Source organism: Clostridioides sp. ES-S-0049-02, assembly GCF_020658465.1.
In the GTDB taxonomy this organism is placed as follows: Bacteria; Bacillota; Clostridia; order Peptostreptococcales; family Peptostreptococcaceae; genus Clostridioides.
In genome coordinates, this window is the sequence record NZ_JACVWG010000001.1 from 381,395 (window position 1) to 403,440 (window position 22,046).

Here is a 22,046-nt window from a genome sequence, read left to right on the forward strand (position 1 = left end):
GATTTTTATGAATTTTCAAGAAATGATACTGGCATTGCAAAAATACTGGTCAAAGCAAGGTTGTATCATGATGCAACCTTACGATGTTGAAAAAGGTGCTGGAACTATGAATCCTAATACTTTTTTAAGATCATTAGGACCTGAGCCTTGGCAAGTATGCTATGTAGAGCCTTCAAGAAGACCAGCAGATGGAAGATATGGTGAAAACCCAAACAGATTATATCAACATCATCAATTCCAAGTTATACTAAAGCCATCTCCAGATAATATACAAGAATTGTATTTAGAGAGCTTAAAAGAAATTGGAATTGACCCAAGTGAACATGACATAAGATTTGTTGAAGACAACTGGGAAGCTGCCACAGTTGGTGCTTGGGGACTTGGATGGGAAGTTTGGTTAGATGGTATGGAAATAACTCAATTTACATACTTCCAACAAGTAGGTAATATTGAATGTGAGCTTGAGACAGGAGAAATTACATATGGGTTAGAAAGATTAGCTATGTACATTCAAGAAGTTGATAGTGTTTATGATTTAAAATGGAATGATAAAATAACTTATGGCGAAGTGTTTAATAAAGCTGAGTATGAAAATTCAGTGTATGCGTTTGAATTATGTGATGCAGATATGTTGTTTAATCTGTTTGATATATATGAAAAAGAAGCATTAAGACTTATGGAAAGTGGTCTTGTAATACCTTCATATGATTATGTATTAAAATGTTCTCATGCATTTAATACATTGGATGCAAGAGGAGCAATAGGTGTTAGTCAAAGAGCTTCATTTATAGGTAGAGTTAGAAATATGGCAAAAACTGTTGCAGAAACTTTTGTAAAACAAAGAGAAGAAATGGGATTCCCTCTTTTAAAGGACGGTGACAAATAATGAAAAATTATCTTTTATTTGAAATCGGTGTTGAAGAAATGCCATCAAGATTTATGGGTAGTACACTAGAACAATTAAAAAACAATCTTAATAAATTATTTGAGGAAAATAGAATATCTTTTAATAAAATAGATGCCTATGGAACACCAAGAAGATTGACTTTAGTAGTTGAAGGTTTAAGTGATAAGCAAAGTGATTTAGAAGAAGAAATAAAAGGTCCAGCTAAGAAGATTGCTGTTGATGAAGACAATAATTTCACAAAACCAGCTTTAGGATTTATAAAAAGTAAAGGATTAAGCGAATCTGATATATATTTTAAACAAGTTGGAAAAGATGAATATATTTTTGCTACTATAAAGCAAGCTGGGAAAGACACTTCAGAAGTGTTAAAAGAGATATTACCAGAAACTATAAAATCTGTAGTATTTCCAAAAGCTATGCGTTGGGGAGGAAAAAACCTAAAATTTGCAAGACCTATAAGATGGATAGTTACATTGTTAAATGATAAGGTATTAGAATTTGATTTAGAAGGAATAATATCTTCTAATGTAACAAAAGGGCATAGATTCTTAGGAGAAAGTACAATAGAAGTTAATTCTATAGAAGAATATTTTGAAAAATTAGAGAAAAATTATATAGTTTTAGACCAAAATAAGAGAAAAGAAATTATAAGAAAACAATGTATAGAAGTAGCCAATTCTTTAGGTGGCGAAGTTGAGTTTGATGAAGATTTACTTGAAGAAGTAACTTACTTAGTTGAATATCCAACTGCTTTTTATGGCGAATTTGATACAGATTATATAAAACTACCAAAAGAAGTTGTCATAACTCCTATGAAACAACATCAAAGATATTTCCCAGTTCTTAAAGAAGGAAAACTGTTACCTAACTTTATAGCTGTTAGAAATGGAGATTCTTACAGAATAGATAATGTTAAAGCTGGAAATGAAAAAGTTTTAGAAGCAAGACTTGCTGATGCTTTATTTTTCTATAGAGAAGATACTAAGAGAAACTTAGAAAGCTACATAGAAAAATTAAAAACTGTTGTTTTCCAAGTAAAATTGGGTACTATTTATGACAAAACTTTAAGACTTGAAAAACTAAGTGCTGATATACTTGATAGTTTAGGATTAGCAGATGAAAAGGCAGACACTATGAGAGCTGCTAAATTATCTAAAGCAGATTTAGTTACTGGAATGGTAGGAGAATTTGATGAATTACAAGGTTTTATGGGAAAAGAATATGCGAAGGTTGGAGGAGAAAATGATGTTGTAAGTGAAGCTATTTTTGAACATTATTTACCAAGATTTGCAGGAGATATTCTTCCTAAAACTAATGCAGGGGTAGCTTTATCAATAGCTGATAAATTAGATTCAATAGCAGGATTTTTTGCTATAGGAATACAACCAACAGGTTCTCAAGACCCATATGCTTTAAGAAGACAAGCTTTAGGTATACTTAGTATACTTATGGATAGAAAAGTAGCTGTAGACTTAAAAGTACTTATTGAACATGCTTTAGATAATTATTCTAACTTAGATTTTAATAAAGAAGATGTTGTTGAACAAATAATGAACTTCTTTAATGAAAGAGTAAAAAATCTATTTAAAGATTTAGGTATAAGATATGATGTTGTTGATGCTGTTTTAAGTTCTGATATAAATGATATTTCTGATATGCATATGAGAGCTTTAGAGCTTAATAATTGGCTAGAAAAAGATGAATTAGTGGAAATGCTTACTGCATTTAATAGAGTTTCTACTTTGGCTCAGAAAGCAGAATGTGATAAGGTTGATGAAAGTCTATTAAAAGAAGATGCTGAAATTAAGCTTTATAATGAATTTAAGCAAGTAAAAGTAAGAGTAAAAGAATTATTAAAAGATAAGAAATACGGTACTGCTTTAGATGAGTTTGCATCTTTAAGACCTGTAGTTGATAACCTATTTGATTCAGTTATGGTTATGGATAATGATGAAGCAATTAAAAATAACAGACTTGGTCTACTTAAACAAATATATGATACTATGTTAGAAATTTGTGATTTATCTAAAATAGTTTATAAATAGTATAAAAACATAAACGATTGTAAAAAATGAGATAGTTATAAGCTATCTCATTTTTTATAATCATTTATGTTAAGTCATATTTTATACTTATCAATTATTTTATTTAATAAATCATCATTTGAATCTATCCATTCATAAAAATTTTCTGATGAAACCTCAGCTATTTCATAAAGCATTTTAGGAATGTCACTAGCCTTAAAATCTCCTAGAGATTTTCCTAGTCTAGTCTTACCTATTTCAAAACTACCTCCAACAAATAATTCAAATGCATCAGTAGATACTCCATTGACATTTTTCTTTTTACCACATAATCCTATGCTACCAATTTGGTGAACACCACATGAATTTAGACATCCTGAAATATACAGTTTAGGAGCTTTACTTAAAACTTCTTCATTGTTTTGTAATCTAAAATAATCTATTATCTCATGTAATATTTTTTGGCTATTTTGTATACCCATCTGACAAATAGGAACACCTATGCAGGAGATACTCTGTTCTAATTGAGAGTTACAACTAATAGTCTTGCTTATTTCTAATATCCTTTTTGCCTCATTTCCATCTAAATTTAGAATGTACAAGCCTTCTGTCATACCTAATCTAATCATAGGATTTTTAATATTATCTAACTCTTGAAGTAAAAATTTTAAATCTTTAGTAGATAATAGACCTCCAATTGGATGTATATATACAGTATATAAGCCAGATTGTTTTTGATGGATTAATCTAGAGTCATGTAAATCTATCTTAATTCCAGGTTTAGAATAGTCAATTTGTTCAACATTAAGTTCAAGATTACCTTTTTCTTTTTCTAATTTATAGTATTCTTTAAATTTTTCTAAAAACATATTTTCTCCAAGCGTTTCAACCATATATCTAACCCTAGCTTTGTTTTTATTTTCATAATTACCATAAGCCATAAAGAATTTAATCATTCCTTCTACACAATATAATGCATCTTTAGGTTTTATAACTTCATCAAGTTCTAAAGCAACTTTAGGTTGTTTACCTAAACCTCCACCTAAGAAAACTCTAAAATATGGTTTGCCATTTTTTAGAGTAGCTACAAATCCTAAGTCTTGTATACTACAATGGGCAGAATCTGTGTAACAACTAGAATAGGAAACTTTTAGTTTCCTAGGTAAGTGATATGTAGTAGCATTTTTGATAAAATATTTATCAGTAGCAACTGCATAAGGGGTAACATCAAAAGCTTCGTCAGGGTCAACTCCTGATAATGGAGATAAGCCTACATTTCTAGGATAGTTACCACCACCGCCTCTAGTGAAGATATCATTTTTTATTCCCTCTTCCATAATATCAACTATAGAGTCTATAGACAAGTCATGTAATTGTATAGCTTGTCTAGTTGTTAAGTGTATCTTATCTAGCTTATGTTTGGTAGCCATTTGGTAAATTTTTTTAAGTTGAGATTTCGACAATACCCCAGCAGATACTCGAAGTCTTATCATAAATGATTTTTTGTCTCTTTGAGCATAAACTCCATATCCACCAGAAAATCCTTTGTATTGCATTTTATTTATTTCTCCATTTAATAATTTTAAAGAATATTCTTTAAAATTATCTAGTTCATTTAACAATGTCTCTTTTAAATTATCCATTATTTCACCTCATTATTAGACTTGTATAAAAATAAATATGCTGTATAATTATATATATATTATTATCTAGAGTTGGTAAAAATATAACAGTAGAGTACTATTAAAAGTCAAAATAAGGAACATATACTTAGTATGACTCTTTATTTTGTTAAATAAGTATAATATTTTTGTTTTATAAAATATAATTAAGATAAATAGATAATTTTGTAATTTTAATATATAATATTTAGTATAGTGTTGAATAAACGCTTAATATTCGCAGGAGGAGTACTTGTATATGGGAGAAATAATAAATGCATTAGATAGAGCCCTAGACATAATTTTGCTATTATATCATGAAAAGAGAGAAATGGGAATAACTGAAATAAGTAAGATTATGGGAGTATATAAGAGTACTATACATAGAACTTTAGTAACTCTTGAAAACAAAGGTTTTGTTATACAAAACACTGAGAATGGTAAGTATTGGTTGGGAATAAATTTATATGCAATAGGTATGGTTGTGGGAGAACAGATGTCATTGACTGAAATAGTAAAACCATATACGAAAAAATTAAATCAAGAATTTAACGAAGTGGTGAATGTGTCTATACTAGAAGAAAGAGCTCAAGATTCTCCAAGAAGTATCATAATACATAAAGAATATGGTTCAAATCAATTACTCTCAGTAAATCCGTCAGTTGGTTCTAGTAGCGAATGTTATTGTTCAGCGGTTGGGAAATGTCTTATGGCATTTAATGATTCTATAGATTTTGAAAAATACAGAAAAACTCCAATACACAAATATACAGAACATACAATTGATAATTGGGATGATATGATGATTTTTTTGGCAAAAATAAAAGAGCAAGGATATGCTCTAGATGACCAAGAACTAGAACATGGTTTAACTTGTATTGGAGCACCTATTTTGGATAAAAACAATAAAGCTATAGCAGCAATAAGTCTATCAGGTCCTACTATAAGGATGCGAGAAGGAGACTTTGAATATAAAATTAAAAGGGTTATAGAAACTGCAAAGAGCATATCTGAACTTTTTAGATAATTTTAAGAAATAAATTTGAATAATAAAAAGAGACTAAATTTAAATTGTTATTTGTAAATACCAGTTTAGATATGGTCTCTTTTTTATTGAATATAAAAATTAAATATTTTTAAAATTGAAAAAATTATTGAAATATATAAGCGAATGTGATATCTTTTAATTAAGCAATACAAAACAGAACAGTGTTCTAAAGAATAGAACAATAATAAAATATATATATAATAAACCCACATGAATATTATATATTTAAAATTAGGTAAAAAAATTACTACATAAGAGGGGAGATTTGAAAAATGGAAAAAGTCAAGTTGAGTGTTGAAAGATGTAAGGGGTGTTATCTTTGTATTGAAGCTTGCAAAAAAGAAGCAATAAGTCTTTCTGATTACACAAATAAAAAAGGCTTTGTAACAGTCAAAGTCGATGAAGAAAAGTGTGTTCAATGTGGCGCTTGTTATACAATGTGTCCTGATTTAGTATTTGAGATATTATAAATAACTTTTTATTGGAAGGGAGAAAACGTATGCAAAGTTTATTAATTAAGGGAAATGAAGCCTTAGCAGAAGGAGCTATACGTGGTGGATGTAGATTTTATGCAGGTTATCCAATAACACCACAATCAGAAATATTAGAAATGATGGCTTGGAGACAAAAAGAGGTTGGAGGAGTATTTATTCAAGGTGAATCTGAAATAGCCAGCGTAAATATGGTTATGGGGGCAAGTGCACTTGGAGCAAGAGCTATGACATCTTCATCTGGACCTGGATTTTCATTAAAACAAGAAGGAATTGCATATTGGGTATCAGCTGGTTTACCAGCAGTTGTAGCATGTGTACAGAGATATGGTATAGGAGATGGATTTATAGGAGCTGGTCAAGATAATTACTGGCAAGCTGTAAAAGGTGGAGGAAATGGAGATTATCATTTAATTGTATTAGCACCTAATAGTGTTCAAGAAAATATGGATATGGCATATGAGTCTTTTGAATTAGCTGAAAAATATATGCATCCAGTACTTATACTTTCTGATGCTACAATAGGTCAAATGGTAGAACCTTGTATAGCACCACCAATGAAAGAATATGATAAGGATAAAGCTCCATGGGCAGCAAAAGGAACTCCTGTTGGAGAAAAAAATAAAGTAATAACTGATATAACATATTTTGAGGACCAAGATACATGGCAAAAAGGTTATATAGAAAAAATGAGAAAAGTTCAAGAAAATGAACAAAGATGGGAAGAAATAGAGATAGAAGATGCAGATGTGGTATTTGTTGCATATGGAATTTCTTCAAGAATAGCAGAAGGCGCAGTTAGAGATGCAAGAGCAAGAGGTATAAAACTTGGATTAATAAGACCAAAAACATTGTGGCCTTACCCAAGAAAAGCTTTTAAAAAATTAAAAGATTCATTAAAAGGGCTTGTAACAGTTGAAATGAATATGATGGCACAAATGAAGGAAGATGTAATTATAGCATGTAATAATAGATTCCCAGTATATTCAGTAGCAACAGCTCAATATATGGCAGAAGTAAATCAATTAATAGATTTTGCTCAAGAGATTATAGATGGAAAAGCTAAGCAAGAGGAGGTATTTTAATTATGGCTAAAAAAGCACCAGCAATAATGATGTGTGAAAATATGTTCTGTGGAGGCTGTGGACACTCTATAGTCGATAGAATTATTGGAGAAGTATTAACAGAAATGAATATATGTCAAGATACGATTATATGCTCAGATATAGGATGTAATCATATGTTTCAATTTAGTATGAATGTAGATGTTGTTGTTCCTCCTCATGGTAAAATGGGTGCAGCTATGGCAGCTATGAAAAGAGTTAGACCAGATAAATATATATTTACAATAGCTGGAGATGGTGGAGCTTATGCAATAGGGCTTGGAGAAACTATGTCAGCTGCTACTAGAAATGATAATGTAATATTTTTAGTTATGAATAATAATATGTTTGCAATGACAGGTGGGCAAATGGCTCCAACTACTGTACAAGGTCAACATACAGCTTCTACTCCAGCAGGTAGAACATATGAAGACCATGGCTCAACATTTGATGTTGTAAAAGTTATGGGAAATTTAGATATAGCATATTTGGCAAGAGGAACAATAACTAACCCTAAAGAAATAAATACAACAAAAAGATATATCAAAAAAGCACTTGAAAAACAAAAAGATAAAAAGGGCTTTTGCTTAATAGAAATACTTGTACCATGTCCAACAAACTGGGGATTAAAGCCAGTAGATGCTATGAAGAGAATAGAAAACGAACTTGTTCCAAAGTATCCACTTGGAGAATTTATTGATTAGGGAGGAAATAATATGTTAAATGAAATTATATGTGCTGGTTTTGGAGGACAGGGAGTTCTTACAGCAGGAAAAATTATAATGTATGTTGCATATAAGGCAGAAAAGAAGATTACATGGTTCCCATCTTATGGAAATGAGATGAGAGGAGGAAGTGCAAATTGTAATGTTGTTGTAAGTGATGAAAAAATTGCAAATCCTTGTGTAAAAAATCCAGATATCTTATTGGGAATGAATAGTGTATCAGTAGATAAGTATGAGAGTTTAATGAAAGCAAATGGTTATATGTTTGTCAATGAATCACTAGTAAATAAGGATAGAAAATATAGAGAAGATATTAATGTTATAAAAGTACCTGTTACTGAAATAGCTCAAAATTTAGGTAATGAAAAATCTGCTAATATTTGTATGTTAGGTGCTATGGTGAAGAAATTAGATTTATTCACAAAAGAAGAATTTGAAAGTGGTATGTGTGAATACTTTGAAAATCAAGGTAAAGGAAAGTTTAATGCCAAAAATGTAGAAGCATTTGAAGCTGGATATGACTATGAGTGAATATTTTAAATATTTAAAATTATTATTGAAATACTCATTTTTATGTGTTAGTATTTAATTAATAAAATATAGAACGTCGTTCTGAGTGATAGGACGACAAAAATTTTAAAAAATTAACAGAACGACGTTCTACAGTATGAAACCGAGGAGGCGTTGAAGTGAAAATTTTAGTAATTAATCCTGGTGGTACATCTACAAAGATTTCTGTATTTCAAGATAAAGATGAAGTTTTGAAAAAAAATATAACTCATACAAGAGAAGATTTAAAAAAATTTTCCAAGGTATTTGATGAATATGATTATAGAAAGCAATTAATAGTGGATGTTTTAAGTAGTGAAAATCATGATATAAATTCTTTTGATGCAGTAGTGGGTCGTGGTGGACTTATGAAGGCTATAAAAGGTGGTACCTATATTGTAAGTAAAGAAATGATTGAGGACATGAGAAATGAAATAAATGGAGAACATGCATCAAACTTAGGTGCCTTGTTAGCTAAGACTATAGCAGATGAAATAGGAGTTCAATCATTTGTAGTAGACCCAGTTTCTGTAGATGAATTTGATGATGTATCAAGGATTACAGGTATATCAGATATAGAAAAAGCTAGCTGGCTGCATGCACTAAATCATAAGGCTGTATCAAGAAAAATAGCACAAAAACTAGGTGGAAAATATGAAGATTATAACTTTATTGTAGCTCATCTAGGTTCTGGAATATCAATTGTAGCACATAAAAAAGGAAAAATGATAGATGGAAGTGGTGGAAGGTCTGATGGTCCATTTTCGCCAGAAAGAAGTGGAGGATTACTTGCATACCCTCTTATAGAATTATGCTACTCAGGAAAATATACTCACGATGAAATGGTTGCAAAAGTAAGCTCAATTGGGGGTATGTACGATTATTTAGGAACAAAAGATATGATAGAAATTGAAAATAGAATTAAAGATGGTGATGAAAAAGCTAAACTTATAATGGATGCATTCATCTATCAAACAGCTAAAGAAATTTCTATGTATGGAGCATCACTTTCTGGAGATATAGATAGAATTATTTTAACAGGGGGAATATCGCATTCGGAAATGGTGATTAAAGGAATAATGGAAAAAGTTTCATATTTAGCACCAGTAGAGATAGTGGCAGGTGAGATGGAAATGGAAGCACTTGCTCTTGGAGCTCTTAGAGTACTTAATGGAGAAGAAATGGCAAAAACTTATTAATATTTAGGAGAAAAAATATGTTAAAAGATTTTAATAATTTATTAGAAGAAGCTAAAAAGCTTGAACCTGTTATTGTAAGTGTTGCTGTTGCAGAAGATGAAGAAGTGTTAAAAGCTGTAAAATCAGCAACAGATTTAAATCTTATAAAACCAATTCTCGTAGGCAATAAAGATAAAATAGAAAATATATCAAAAGAGATTGGACTAAAGGGATATGAAATAATAGGGTGTCAAAATCCTGATGAATCAGTTAAAAAAGCTGTAGAAGTAGTTAAAAATAAGGATGCTAAAGTTCTTATGAAGGGGTTAGTAAATACAAGTGTTTATATGAGAGCTATATTAAATAAAGAGTTTGGTCTTAGAACAGGAAGACTTTTAAGTTTACTTGCAGTATATGAATTGCCTCAATACCACAAACTTCTTTATTGTACAGATAGTGGTATAAATGTATCTCCAAATTTAAATCAAAAAAAAGATATATTGATAAATTCACTTCTTACTATGAAGAGTATAGGTATGGAAAATCCTAAAACTGCGATACTTACTGCAAATGAAATGGTAGACCCCAAAATACAATCTACAGTAGATGCTAATTCACTTGTAGAGATGGTAAAATTAGGAGAAATACCAAATTGTATAGTAGAAGGTCCAATAGCCTTTGATGTTGCATTTGATGCATATGCAGCAAAGCATAAAGGTATCGAAAGTAATATTGCTGGCGATGTTGACTTACTTGTATTTCCAAATATAGAGGCAGGAAACATATTAGGAAAGTCATGGCTTAGATTCAATAAAGCTAAGTGGGCAGGGATTGTTTTGGGGGCAACAAATCCAATAATTTTAGGTTCACGCTCTGATACAGCCGAAATTAAAATAAATTCAATAGCACTAGCCTGCTTAGCATCACAATAAGAAATTATTTAAAAGGGGATGAATTATTATGAAATATGCAAAAAGAATGGATATGGTAAAGGCTTCAGCTATAAGAGACTCTCAAAAGAAGATAGCTCAAAAAGTGGCAAGTGGTGGAACTGTTATATCTTTTGCAGCAGGACTTCCTGACCCAAACTTATTTCCAATAAAAGAAATAAGTGAAGTAACTAAGCAAGTACTTGATGAAAGAGGAAAATTTGCTTTAGCTTATGGACCTACTAAAGGTGAAGATGAGTTGTTAGAAATAATAGCTAAGAGAATGAAAGAAGAAGAAAATATTGAAACAAAACCAGAAAATATTATAATAACTACTGGTTCACAACAAGGTATAGCTCTTAGTGCTATGATTTTATTAGAAAAAGGAGATATAGTAGTTACAGAAAATCCAAGTTACTTAGGTGCAATAAATGCATTTAGACCTTATGAATGTGATTTTTTAGGAGTAGATACAGATGAAGAAGGAATGGTAACAGAAGATTTAGATAAATTATTATCTGAAAATTCAAATATAAAGGTGATATATGTAATACCAACATTCCAAAATCCTACAGGAAAAACATGGTCTTTACAAAGAAGAAAAGATTTTATGGAAGTTGTAAACAAGTATGATGTCATAGTAATAGAAGATAATCCTTATGGAGAAATAAGATTTACACAAGAACCACTACCTACACTTAAATCACTTGATACTAAAGATAAAGTACTATATCTAGGGTCATTTTCAAAAGTGTTATGTCCAGGATTTAGAGTTGCTTGGATGTGTGGGAATATAGATATTATAGATAAAGCAGAACTTTTAAAGCAAGGTATCGATTTACAATCAAATCAATTTTCTCAAGTACAGGTAATAGAATACTTAAAGAAGTATAATTTAAATGAACATGTAGAAAAAATAAGAGCTGAGTATAAAAAAAGATGTTTCTTGATGTTAGAAACTATGAAAAAATATTTTCCAGAAGAAGCAAAATATACAGAACCAGATGGAGGTATGTTTATATGGGTTGAACTTCCTGAAAGTATAAATGTAGATAATTTACTAGATAAAGCTATTGATGCTGGAGTTGCCTATGTTTCTGGAGAATCATTCTTTGCAAATAATGGTCCAAAAAATACTATGAGACTTAATTATACAACAATGTCAGAAGAGCAAATAGTTGAAGGGATTAAAATACTTGCAGAAGTTATAAAAAAAGAACTCAATTATGCTTGTGAATAAATATTAAAAGTGAGGGCTTAATTATGGGAGAAAAAGGGAACGGGATAAAGTTTGGAAAGTTAATGATTCAACTTGTTATCATAGCTATATGTTGGGAATTAGTTTATATTATACCATTTATCCAATACACATTGTATGATCCAATTTTAAAAGCATTACAGTGTTCAAATACTCAACTAGGTTTTCTACTTACAATTTATGGATTAGGTAATATATTTGGAGCTCCTATAGGAGGATGGTTAGCAGATAGATTTGATTATAGAAAGATAATTTTAGGCTCTGTATTTCTTAATGGAATAGTATCATTTTTATTTGCATTTAACATGAACTATACATTTGCTGTCATAACTTGGGTAGGTTGTGCAATTACATCATTAGTTATGAACTACCCTTCTATGGTAAAGATACTTAGAGTTATAGGAAAAGAAAATCAAGGTAAAGTTTATGGATTTAATGAAGCTATGGTTGGAGTTTCTGGAGTAGTAATGGGAGCTATATTCTTATATATTTATACATTATTTTCAACTCCTGTTTTAGGTATGAGATGGGTAATGATATCTTTAGGAATATTATCTATAGTAATGTGTCCAGTATTATGGTTTGTAATTAAAGATGTAGATATTAGTGAAGAAAAAGAAGAAGGTAAAAGTGAAAAAATGGCTGCTAGTGACTTTATGGTAGTTTTAAAATCACCAAATACTTGGTTAGTAGGTATAAGTATATTCTGTGTATATTCATTTACAGTTACAATGTCTTACTTTACACCTTATATAACATCAGTACTTGGAGGTTCAGTTGCACTATCTGGAGCATTGGCTATAATAAGACAACATGGATTAAAATTATTTGGTGCTCCATTTGGAGGGTACTGTGCAGACAAAGTAAAATCACCTACTAAAGTGCTTTTACCAATATATGTACTTGGTATAGTAGTAATAGTTTTATTCTTAGTATTGCCTTCATCAACGCCAATGACTTTATTTATAGCATTAACATTTGTAGTAGGTATATTAGGTTATATGGGAAAAGGTATATACTATGCAGTTCAAGAGGAAGTAAATGTGCCAGTTAAATATTCAGCTACTACTATAGGTATAGCAGCAGCTTTAGGCTTTTCACCAGATGTATTCCAATTTGCATTAATAGGGCATTGGATAGATACTTATGGTAATAAAGGGTACACATATACATTTATATTCCAAATAGCTATTTTAGTAATAGGAATATTATCTTGTTTATATATATTAAAAGTTAAAAAGAAAAGATTAGAGAAGTTAAAAGCTTAAAAGTTTCATTTAATAAGAGAGTATTTTTTTCAGTATAATCTACTGACATAAATACTGTATAAAAAGTAATACTAAATTAAAACTTATAGTTATATTTGATGAATAAAGTGTGAAAAAATTAAAATGTTATCAAGTGTTTTTAGTACAGTTTTAGCATAAAGTTACCCCTAAAAGTATAAGATTGAGTAGCAATTATCACCTATTTGTATATTTACATAAGTTTGTTTAATATAAATTTTACATGGATTTTAGTAATAGATGATATTTGCACTCAATTTTATATCTAATGATAAATAAGAAAATTATGAAATCTAACTATATATTATCTAGCTACATATTAATAGTGTACTATTTATGTAGTAGTATTGGGCTTTTCCTTATATGTATTTCAATTTATATTGTTTGATTGTCTGTCAAACACATATCGTTAAAAAATTTATACACTTATGTTCATGTATCAATTGATATTCTTAATTTTGGTAATAATTGTTGGAGTTTACATATTAAAAGATAGAAATAAGGTAAATAAAATAAAAAATGAGTCTATAAGATATGTTGAGTTAAATAAAGTTTATACAAAATATTAGTACATAGCTGTTTAAATTATTGTCTATAAATTAAAATGAATGGTGGTGAGTTGAGTGACCGATTTAGTTAACACCATTAATGGAATTGTTTGGTCACCTGTATTAGTTGCAATGTGCTTATGCATAGGATTGTATTTTTCATTGAAATTAAAATTTTTCCAAATAAAAGACATAAAAGAAATGTTTACCCTTTTACTTGAAGGAGATAGTTCTCAGGTTGGTATATCATCATTTCAAGGATTTGCTACATCAATGGCTGGAAGAATTGGAACTGGTAATATAGCTGGTGTGGCTGTAGCAATAGCAATGGGAGGGCCAGGAGCATTAGTATGGATGTGTATAATGGCTACCTTAGGCTCGGCGACTGCATTTGTAGAATCTACTCTAGCTCAAATATACAAAGATGAACATGATGGTCAGTACAGAGGTGGTCCTCCGTATTACTTTGAAAAAGGTCTTGGATGGAAAAGATGTTCAATTTTATTTTCAGTAGTTGCAATCATAAGTTATACATTTTTCATGCCTGGGACGCAATCAAATACTCTATACTTAGCAATGAATCAAGCATTTGGATTTTCAAGAATGACAATTGCAGTTACATCTTCTATTGCATTAGGAATAATAATTTTTGGAGGAATTAAAAGAATTGGTTTATTTGCTGAAAAGGTAGTACCTATAATGGGTGGAGCATATCTTATCATGACAATAGTGATAATCATAGTAAATATAAATTTAGTTCCAGGAGCTATTATAACTATGTTTAAATCTGCATTCGGATTTGGTTCAATGTTTGGAGGAATGTTAGGTGCAGCAATATCTTGGGGAGTTAAAAGAGGTATATATTCAAATGAAGCAGGTGAAGGTTCTGGAACTTATGGTGCAGCAGCAGCAGAAGTAAGTCATCCAGCTAAACAAGGATTAGTTCAAGCTTTCTCTGTTTATGTGGATACATTATTAATATGTATGGCTACAGGTATTATGATTATAATAACAGGAAAATACAATGTTACAGGAGTTTTAACTGTATTACCAGGTGTAGAGCCAGGTCCACAATATGTGCAGAGTGCAATAAATACATTACATCCTCAACTAGGTGATATTTTTATAGCAATAGTTTTATTATTATTTACCTTCACAACATTATTAGCATTCTCATATATGATGGAGACCAATGTATCTTATTTGGTAACTAGAATTAAAGCACAAAAACATGAAAAGCATATAATAAATGTCTGTAGATTTATGCTTATAATATGTGCAGCAATGTGTTGTTTTATAGAACCACTTACAAGTTGGGCATTAGGTGATATATGTATAGGCGTTTTAACATATATAAACTTAATTGCTATCTTTACACTTCAAAGGCCAGCTATAAAAGCATATTATGATTACCTAAGACAGAAAAAATTAGGAATAAAAAGAGCTGATAGAAATTTTAATCCTGTTGAATTGGATATAAAAAATGCTGAATTTTGGGAAAATAGATGCTTAAAAGAGAACGAGCAGAAGTTAAATTGAATTAATGATTTTTATAGTATTTTATATAGACGTTTTAATTGGACTTTCAAAATAGATATTAAAGTTATGTAAACTCAATATAATAAATTATAAATTTTTAATGCATATGTTTATATTTTTACTTATTAGTTATTTGGTTTATACATGTAGAAATACATATTTATATTCAAAACTGTTATTTTAAAGGTTAGTATATATAGTAAGATTATTTATTTTAATAGATAAAATAATGGATAGAAAAATTTTTACTGTTGAATAAGTCACTAGGTTTTACTATAAGTGTAGAAATAGTTTTAATGTAATAAATATAAGTTTGTTTTATCTTATATGAATAAATATATAAATTAATTTTAATGGGAGGTAAGATTGATATGAAGGAAAAAATAATACAAGTGGCGGATTTAAAGAAAGAAAAAATTTTGGAGCTATGTCAATCTTTGTATGATGAACCAGAAATTGCCCTACAAGAGTATAAATCTGCTAAAAAAATATCAAAATTTCTAAGAGAAGAAGGTTTTGAGGTTGAGGAAAATTTGGCAGGTATGGCAACAGCTTTTAAAGCAACAAAGAAAAATGGCGATGGTCCAAGAATAGCATTTATAGCAGAATACGATGCTCTTCCAGGTAATGGTCATGCATGTGGCCATCATTTGATAGCTTCCATGGGAGTTGGAGCTGGAATAACTCTTGCAAGTATACTAGATACTTACAAAGGAGAGGTAAGTATAATTGGGACACCAGCTGAAGAAACTGGGGATGGAAAACCTTACTTGATAGAACATGGTGTATTTGATGGTTATGATGCTGCAATGATGATACACCCAAACTCAAAGACTTGTGTAACTCCAGAAATTATAGCAATAGGAGGATTAGATTTTATATTTACTGGGAAAGCATCCCACGCAGGAGCTAAGCCATATAATGGAATAAATGCTTTGGATGCAGTAGTGTTATTATATAATAATGTAAATGCATTGAGACAACAATTGGTAGATGGAACTAGAATACATGGTATCATACTAGAAGCAGGAACTGCTGCAAATGTAATACCTGACATGGGGAAAGTAAGACTAGAAATACGAGCAAAAGAGCAAGACTACTTTGACGAGGTGGTTGAAAAAGTAAAAAATTGTGCTAGAGGAGCTGCAATAGCTACTGGCTGTGAACTTGAATTTTACCATTTTGAGCCAACTTGCCAAGGCTTAAATGCAAACAAGGTTTTAACAGGTATCTTTACAAACATTATGGAGGAATTTGGTATATATGATGACGATGAGCAGGTATTATTAGGTTCGACAGATATGGGAAATCTTAGTCAAATTATGCCATGTATACATCCTTTGATAAAATTCTCTGAAAATGGTGAAGAACTACATACAAAAGAATTTTTAGAAGCAGCTATAAAGCCATATGCAAAAGATAGAGTAATTGATGGAATAAAAGTATTAGCTTTGACAGGATTACGTTTATTTGAAGAACCAGAATTACTAAAAAAAATGAAAGAAGAGTAAATTCTAACAAAGGGGATTAGGCTATGACTAATAAGAGTAAAATCAAAAAGAAAAAATTAGCATTCCCGGATGCATATGTTTTGATGATAGGTTTAATTATATTTGCAGCCATAATGACCTACATTGTTCCTTCTGGAACATATAATAGAGTTGAAGATTTAAATACTGGAAATATGATTGTGCAAGCTGGAAGTTTTACATATGGAGAACAACATCCTGTCAGTATAATGGATGTATTCAGAGCTATACCAAGCGGGCTTGGAAAAAATTCTGTAACAGTTTTTTTTGTACTTATTATTGGAGGTGCATTTGGTATAGTAAATTCTACTGGCTCACTAGATGCCCTAATTGGTAGAGTTATCTCCAAAAGTAAAGGAAGTAAAAAAGGTGAGATTATAATTACATGTCTAGTATTGACTTTTGGACTAGCTGGTGGAGTTGTAGGAATGTATGAAGAATGTATTGCATTCTTACCTATATTGATGACCTTATGTATTGCTTTGGGATATGATGCATTAGTTGCTTCAGGAATTTTATTGTTAGGGCTTGCATCAGGTTATGGTTCAGCTACTATTAATCCTTTTACAGTAGGATTAGCACAAGGTATTTCAGGTTTACCACTTTTTTCAGGTATGTGGTTTAGATGGATATTTTGGATTTGTACAATGATTTTACTTTCTACATATATAATTTTTTATTGTAAAAAGATAAAAAAAGACCCAAGTAAAAGTTTGGTGTCAGACATTGATTATAGTCACTGGCAAATTGATGAGTCTTCTGTCGGGGATAAGTTATCTTCTGGAAATATTAGAGTATTAGTTACATTCTTTGGAGGAATACTGGTTCTGATGATATTGATTGTAAAATTTTCTTTAGGAATGTCGGATTTATCAGCTTATTTCTTTGCTCTAGGAATTTTATGTGGAATAGTCTATGGTATGAATCCAAATAAAATTGCCTCTGGATTTGTAAAAGGGATGCAAGAGATGGTCTATCCAGCTATTTTGATAGGATTTGCATCTAGTATAGTAGTTATATTAGAACAAGGAGTAATTTTAGATTCAATAGTTCATGGATTGTCATTAGTGTTAAATTATGTTCCTAGGATTTTTAGTGGAGGAGCAATGATGATTATGCAATCTGTAATCAATTTCTTTATACCTTCAGGTACAGGTCAAGCTATGGTAACTATGCCACTTATGGCTCCACTTGCAGATGTTATTGGGATACCTAGACAAGTTGCAGTTTTAGCTTACCAAATGGGTGATGGATTTGCAAATGGAATAGTACCAACGCTAGGCGTTCTTATGGCTGGAATATCTATTGCTCATATCCCTTATACAAGATGGTTTAAATTTGCATCAAAGATAATACTTATGGAATTAGCTTTAGGATTTATATTTTTGATGATTGCAGTACAGATTAATTTAGGTCCTTTTTAAAGTGTTAAAAAATACATTTATATAATTTTAAAATAAAATATATTGGGATTGAACATATTAAATTATAAAATTTATAATATAATAAATTACATTTAAGTATAGTCTCTAAAATAAAAGGTGAACTTTATATAGTTCACCTTTTTGATTTACTTTTTTAATTTATAAAAAAAGTTTTTAAAAAGACTTGACCTGAAGTTAACTTAAGGTTGTATATTAAAAAAAGATAATTATAAGGAGTGTGATGCTTATGACAATTAAAGAAGCCTCAAAACGTACTGGAATATAAGTCGATAATTTGCGTTATTATGAAAGGATTGGTTTGATTCCACCTATTCCTAAAAATAAATCTGGAATTCGTGATTATGATGAACGCGCTATTCATTGGATTGAGTTTGTGATGAAGTTTAAAAAAGCAGGTGCTTCTTTAGAAGCTATTATTGAATATGTACGACTTGCATGCTCTGATGATGATACAAAGGAAGTACGTAGAGAAATATTGGTGGAAGTAAAGGAAGATTTGACTACACAGATTAGTAAACTTCAAGAATGTTTAGATGTTGTTGAGTATAAAATTGAAAATTACTATAACCTGTGTGACCCTGTAACACAAAAAATGGTTAAGGAGTGGAAAGAAAAGCATGAATATAAAAAATAATGCTTGACCTTAAGTTGAGTTAAGGGAATACAATATAAAAAATAAAATAAAAGAGGTAATTATATATGAAAAAAGATTTAGGTTCTGTAATAGGATTATATCCTACACCATTAGTAGTAGTTGGAGTAGTAATTAATGAAAGACCTAACTGGATGTTAGTAGGACATTTAGGTATTATTGGACATGACCATATTATGGTAAGTTTAGCAAAATTACATTATACGAATAAAGGAATTAAAGAAAGCAAAGTGCTTTCTGTAAATATTGTAGATGAGTATATGTTGTCAAAAGCAGATTATGTTGGTTGTGTAAGTGGAAGTAAAATTGATAAATCAAAAGTATTTGAATACGAAATAGGTGACGAAGGTGCACCACTAATAAAAGAATCAAAACTAAACATGGAATGTTATGTGGATGATATTTATGAAACAAATGGATTTGAAAATTTTATCTTAAAAATAAGTCATACATATGCAGCTGAAGAAATTTTAAATGAAGAAAGCAAAATCGATTATGATAAATTAAAACCAATTTTATTTGAAATGCCTGGATATACATATTTAAAAACAGGAAATACATTTGCTAAATGTATGACACTTAGAAAGAATGAAGGGGAATGATTATAATGCGCTAGTAAAACAAGCCCAACAAGAAATACAAAAAGGTATTATGCCTAGTATTAAAAAAACATCATATGATTTAAATGATATAGAAACTTAAATAATCCTATATAAATCTGGTACTTATTAGACCTTTTAGATTTGTTAACTTATCATAGCAAAAAATATCATGAAAGGTTATAGCTCTGATGATAAAATTAAATACAAGATATATGTAGGAGGAAACAATATGGAGACCTTAAAAGTAAGAACTTTCGAATTATGTGGTACAAATTATGAAATAGGGTATGAGTTAGGAAAATCAATTGTAAATATACCAGAGTTGATAGGTGAACAAATTAATAAATCTAATGTTTTAACTAAAGAAGAAGAAAATCATATGGTGGAGTTATTTGATAAATATTGTCCAGGGCTTAATGAAGAATTACAAGGTTTTGCTGATGCTATTAATGTAAATCAGAATCAAATTTTATACTATACTATGACATATCTTAGACCAGGTTGTAGTCAAGTTGCATTAGCACCAGAATTAACTGAAAATGGTCATGTACTATTTGCACGTAATTTTGACTTTTCACACAAGATGGAGGATTTTGTATTATGCAGAACTAAGGTAGCTGGTAAATACGCACATATTGGGACTACAGTAATGCAGTTTGGTAGAACTGAGGGAATGAATGAATGTGGTTTAGGTGTGAGTCAGTCATCTTGTGGTTTACCTGTAGGTAATTCAGAGGGACTGAGAAAGCCAGCTGTTGTAGGTTTACAATTTTGGGCTGTTATTAGATATTTGTTGGAAAACTGTAAGGATGTAGAGGAAGCATTGGTATATATAGAAGACATGCCAATAGCATATAATATTAATTTATTGATTGCAGATAAGTCTGGAAATATTGCACTTGTAGAAACTTTAGATGGAAGAAAAGACATAAATAGAATAAATAAGGCAGAAAGTGAAAGGGAGTCATTTTTGCATTCTACAAATCATGTCCATATTGAGGAACTTCATAAACTAGAACCACAATCAATGAGCAATTCTATTCATAGATATAAATTAATTAAAGAGTATATAGAAAGTTCTAAAAAGATTGGAGAGAAAGATTTAATTAATTTATTGACTTCAAAATATCCACAAGGTCTATCTTGTAATTATTATAATGATTTTTTTGGAACTTTAAAAAGTATAGTTATGGACCTAACTATGGGAAAATTTAATATTTTATGGGGTGGATTGGAAGACAATGGTTGGAATAGTTACTATTTAAATGATAACTTTAAGTATACAACACAACTTGTAAATATAAATATAGAGAAATCACCATCAGATTTTTTTAAATTAATTGAATAAGAAATACTCTGATTATCCTATGTAGTTATATATACAAAATAAAATGAAAGTGCTACATAATGTTGCATTGTTTATGATATTTTAGTATAGTAAACAAAATAGTGTTACTTAAAATATTATAATACTTGAGAATATTAAAGAGAATAGGGGTATAACCTTGGATTACTTAAAGTATTTTGAAAAATCTATAATATATATTGAAAATAACTTAAAAGAAGATATAAGTGTAAATGATGTAGCAAAAGAATCTGGATATTCTTATTATCATTTAACACGTTTATTTAAATCTATGTTTGGTGAGAGTGTAGGAAGTTATATAAAAAAAAGAAGATTAGTTAATAGTTCTAAAGAACTTTTATACAGTGATAAAAAGGTACTAGATATAGCAATTGATAGTGGTTTTGAATCTTCAGAAGCATTTAGTAGAGCATTTAAATCTATATACAAGGTCAGTCCCATAGAATATAGAAAAAATAGAATAGATGTATTTGTTGGAAAGAAGAAAAAACTAGAATTAGATTTTATGAAACATTTAGTTGAAAATGTAACAATCAAACCAGTTATAAAAGAGATAGATTCAATAAAAGTAATTGGTATAAAAGAAAAAGTAACACTAGAAGATGAGTCATTACCTAGTTTGTGGGAAAAATTTAGAGAAGTATACAATATGGTGCCAAACACTTTGCCATCAAACAGAGCATTTGGAATTTGTGAAGCAACTCCACAAATACATCTACTTAGTGAAACTATGGAATTTAACGAAATAATAGGGCTTGAAGTTAGTAGCTATGAAAATATACCAAGTTTATTTGTTTCAAAAAATATTGATGGAGGAAAATACGCTGTATTCACTCATACTGGTAGCTTGGACAAGCTAGATAAAACTTATGAATATATATGGGGAACTTGGTTCTTAAGCACAAAGGAAAAAATTGATATAAGAGATGATTTCGAGATATATGATGAAAGATTTTTAGGACCTGATAATGTAGATTCACAGATTGATATTTGTATACCTATAAAATAACTGTAGATAAAACTAAAAATAAGTTGAAATAGAAAATAGATGCTCAGAAAAGAGCATCTATTTTTTTATTTATAGTAGCTATCGACAATTTCGATAATAAAATAAATAAAAACAAGTTCTTAAATTTCTAAGAAAAATTTAAAATATAGTCACAATAAAATTTGTATATTTCTGAAAATTCTAATTAGTACAACTTT

At 29.8% G+C, this 22,046-nt stretch carries 19 protein-coding genes; 18 read left to right on the forward strand and 1 reads right to left on the reverse strand.

Annotation, left to right across the window (positions count from 1 at the left end):
* The first annotated feature begins 7 nt into the window (after positions 1 to 7).
* Positions 8 to 886 carry a glycine--tRNA ligase subunit alpha gene (gene glyQ, locus IC213_RS01765; RefSeq protein WP_227432601.1) on the forward strand — a complete coding sequence of 293 codons (879 nt, stop codon included), beginning with the start codon at positions 8 to 10 and terminating at the stop codon, positions 884 to 886.
* Entirely contained in the window at positions 886 to 2,952 is a 2,067-nt protein-coding gene (gene glyS, locus IC213_RS01770; RefSeq protein WP_227824173.1) for a glycine--tRNA ligase subunit beta, read from the forward strand. Before glyQ ends, glyS begins: the two co-directional genes overlap by 1 nt.
* 74 nt (positions 2,953 to 3,026) lie before the next feature.
* Here glyS and IC213_RS01775 read toward each other — a convergent pair whose 3' ends face one another.
* Positions 3,027 to 4,574, reverse strand: coding sequence for a nitrite/sulfite reductase (locus tag IC213_RS01775; protein ID WP_227432603.1), 1,548 nt, complete (start codon positions 4,572 to 4,574; stop codon positions 3,027 to 3,029).
* Positions 4,575 to 4,851: 277 nt separating this feature from the next.
* On the opposite strand from IC213_RS01775, the gene IC213_RS01780 reads away from it, so the two are divergent.
* The 16 genes from IC213_RS01780 to IC213_RS01855 all read left to right on the forward strand — a co-directional run bounded on the left by IC213_RS01780 (position 4,852) and on the right by IC213_RS01855 (position 21,849).
* Positions 4,852 to 5,619: an IclR family transcriptional regulator gene (locus IC213_RS01780; protein ID WP_227432604.1), complete on the forward strand. Its 768-nt coding sequence runs from the start codon at positions 4,852 to 4,854 to the stop codon at positions 5,617 to 5,619.
* A 293-nt stretch (positions 5,620 to 5,912) separates the two neighbouring features.
* On the forward strand, positions 5,913 to 6,110 hold the full coding sequence (locus tag IC213_RS01785) for a 4Fe-4S dicluster domain-containing protein (RefSeq protein WP_227432605.1): 198 nt from the start codon (positions 5,913 to 5,915) through the stop codon (positions 6,108 to 6,110).
* 29 nt (positions 6,111 to 6,139) lie between these two features.
* Entirely contained in the window at positions 6,140 to 7,216 is a 1,077-nt protein-coding gene (gene vorB / locus IC213_RS01790) for a 3-methyl-2-oxobutanoate dehydrogenase subunit VorB (protein ID WP_227432606.1), read from the forward strand.
* Between the two features lie 2 nt (positions 7,217 to 7,218).
* On the forward strand, positions 7,219 to 7,938 hold the full coding sequence (locus tag IC213_RS01795) for a thiamine pyrophosphate-dependent enzyme (protein WP_227432607.1): 720 nt from the start codon (positions 7,219 to 7,221) through the stop codon (positions 7,936 to 7,938).
* Between the two features lie 12 nt (positions 7,939 to 7,950).
* Entirely contained in the window at positions 7,951 to 8,490 is a 540-nt protein-coding gene (locus IC213_RS01800; protein WP_227830748.1) for a 2-oxoacid:acceptor oxidoreductase family protein, read from the forward strand.
* Positions 8,491 to 8,648: 158 nt separating this feature from the next.
* On the forward strand, positions 8,649 to 9,707 hold the full coding sequence (gene buk, locus IC213_RS01805; RefSeq protein WP_227482834.1) for a butyrate kinase: 1,059 nt from the start codon (positions 8,649 to 8,651) through the stop codon (positions 9,705 to 9,707).
* A 17-nt stretch (positions 9,708 to 9,724) separates the two neighbouring features.
* Positions 9,725 to 10,618: a bifunctional enoyl-CoA hydratase/phosphate acetyltransferase gene (locus IC213_RS01810; protein ID WP_227830746.1), complete on the forward strand. Its 894-nt coding sequence runs from the start codon at positions 9,725 to 9,727 to the stop codon at positions 10,616 to 10,618.
* A 28-nt stretch (positions 10,619 to 10,646) separates the two neighbouring features.
* Positions 10,647 to 11,855, forward strand: coding sequence for a PLP-dependent aminotransferase family protein (locus IC213_RS01815; RefSeq protein ID WP_227432611.1), 1,209 nt, complete (start codon positions 10,647 to 10,649; stop codon positions 11,853 to 11,855).
* A 23-nt stretch (positions 11,856 to 11,878) separates the two neighbouring features.
* Positions 11,879 to 13,141, forward strand: coding sequence for an MFS transporter (locus IC213_RS01820; protein ID WP_227432612.1), 1,263 nt, complete (start codon positions 11,879 to 11,881; stop codon positions 13,139 to 13,141).
* A 641-nt stretch (positions 13,142 to 13,782) separates the two neighbouring features.
* A complete protein-coding gene (locus IC213_RS01825; RefSeq protein WP_227432613.1) occupies positions 13,783 to 15,246 on the forward strand; it encodes an alanine/glycine:cation symporter family protein in 1,464 nt (487 codons plus the stop codon).
* A gap of 371 nt (positions 15,247 to 15,617) precedes the next feature.
* The gene (locus IC213_RS01830; protein WP_227824172.1) at positions 15,618 to 16,757 is read left to right on the forward strand and encodes a M20 family metallopeptidase; all 1,140 of its coding nucleotides are present in this window, start codon (positions 15,618 to 15,620) and stop codon (positions 16,755 to 16,757) included.
* Positions 16,758 to 16,780: 23 nt separating this feature from the next.
* Complete coding sequence (locus IC213_RS01835; RefSeq protein WP_227432615.1) at positions 16,781 to 18,199, forward strand: YfcC family protein; 1,419 nt, start codon at positions 16,781 to 16,783, stop codon at positions 18,197 to 18,199.
* A gap of 295 nt (positions 18,200 to 18,494) precedes the next feature.
* Complete coding sequence (locus tag IC213_RS01840; RefSeq protein ID WP_227862672.1) at positions 18,495 to 18,854, forward strand: MerR family transcriptional regulator; 360 nt, start codon at positions 18,495 to 18,497, stop codon at positions 18,852 to 18,854.
* A gap of 65 nt (positions 18,855 to 18,919) precedes the next feature.
* On the forward strand, positions 18,920 to 19,474 hold the full coding sequence (locus IC213_RS01845) for a flavin reductase family protein (RefSeq protein WP_227862673.1): 555 nt from the start codon (positions 18,920 to 18,922) through the stop codon (positions 19,472 to 19,474).
* 229 nt (positions 19,475 to 19,703) lie between these two features.
* Positions 19,704 to 20,822: a C45 family peptidase gene (locus IC213_RS01850; protein WP_227835774.1), complete on the forward strand. Its 1,119-nt coding sequence runs from the start codon at positions 19,704 to 19,706 to the stop codon at positions 20,820 to 20,822.
* A 157-nt stretch (positions 20,823 to 20,979) separates the two neighbouring features.
* Complete coding sequence (locus IC213_RS01855; protein WP_227835773.1) at positions 20,980 to 21,849, forward strand: AraC family transcriptional regulator; 870 nt, start codon at positions 20,980 to 20,982, stop codon at positions 21,847 to 21,849.
* Positions 21,850 to 22,046: the final 197 nt, after the last annotated feature.

Excerpts from the sequence above, each read along its gene's own strand:
- glyQ (WP_227432601.1), top strand. The coding sequence starts at position 8 with ATGAATTTTCAAGAAATGATACTGGCATTGCAAAAATACTGGTCAAAG.
- glyS (WP_227824173.1), top strand. The coding sequence starts at position 886 with ATGAAAAATTATCTTTTATTTGAAATCGGTGTTGAAGAAATGCCATCA.
- IC213_RS01775 (WP_227432603.1), bottom strand. The coding sequence starts at position 4,574 with ATGGATAATTTAAAAGAGACATTGTTAAATGAACTAGATAATTTTAAA.
- IC213_RS01780 (WP_227432604.1), top strand. The coding sequence starts at position 4,852 with ATGGGAGAAATAATAAATGCATTAGATAGAGCCCTAGACATAATTTTG.
- IC213_RS01785 (WP_227432605.1), top strand. The coding sequence starts at position 5,913 with ATGGAAAAAGTCAAGTTGAGTGTTGAAAGATGTAAGGGGTGTTATCTT.
- vorB (WP_227432606.1), top strand. The coding sequence starts at position 6,140 with ATGCAAAGTTTATTAATTAAGGGAAATGAAGCCTTAGCAGAAGGAGCT.
- IC213_RS01795 (WP_227432607.1), top strand. The coding sequence starts at position 7,219 with ATGGCTAAAAAAGCACCAGCAATAATGATGTGTGAAAATATGTTCTGT.
- IC213_RS01800 (WP_227830748.1), top strand. The coding sequence starts at position 7,951 with ATGTTAAATGAAATTATATGTGCTGGTTTTGGAGGACAGGGAGTTCTT.
- IC213_RS01810 (WP_227830746.1), top strand. The coding sequence starts at position 9,725 with ATGTTAAAAGATTTTAATAATTTATTAGAAGAAGCTAAAAAGCTTGAA.
- IC213_RS01815 (WP_227432611.1), top strand. The coding sequence starts at position 10,647 with ATGAAATATGCAAAAAGAATGGATATGGTAAAGGCTTCAGCTATAAGA.
- IC213_RS01820 (WP_227432612.1), top strand. The coding sequence starts at position 11,879 with ATGGGAGAAAAAGGGAACGGGATAAAGTTTGGAAAGTTAATGATTCAA.
- IC213_RS01830 (WP_227824172.1), top strand. The coding sequence starts at position 15,618 with ATGAAGGAAAAAATAATACAAGTGGCGGATTTAAAGAAAGAAAAAATT.
- IC213_RS01835 (WP_227432615.1), top strand. The coding sequence starts at position 16,781 with ATGACTAATAAGAGTAAAATCAAAAAGAAAAAATTAGCATTCCCGGAT.
- IC213_RS01845 (WP_227862673.1), top strand. The coding sequence starts at position 18,920 with ATGAAAAAAGATTTAGGTTCTGTAATAGGATTATATCCTACACCATTA.
- IC213_RS01850 (WP_227835774.1), top strand. The coding sequence starts at position 19,704 with ATGGAGACCTTAAAAGTAAGAACTTTCGAATTATGTGGTACAAATTAT.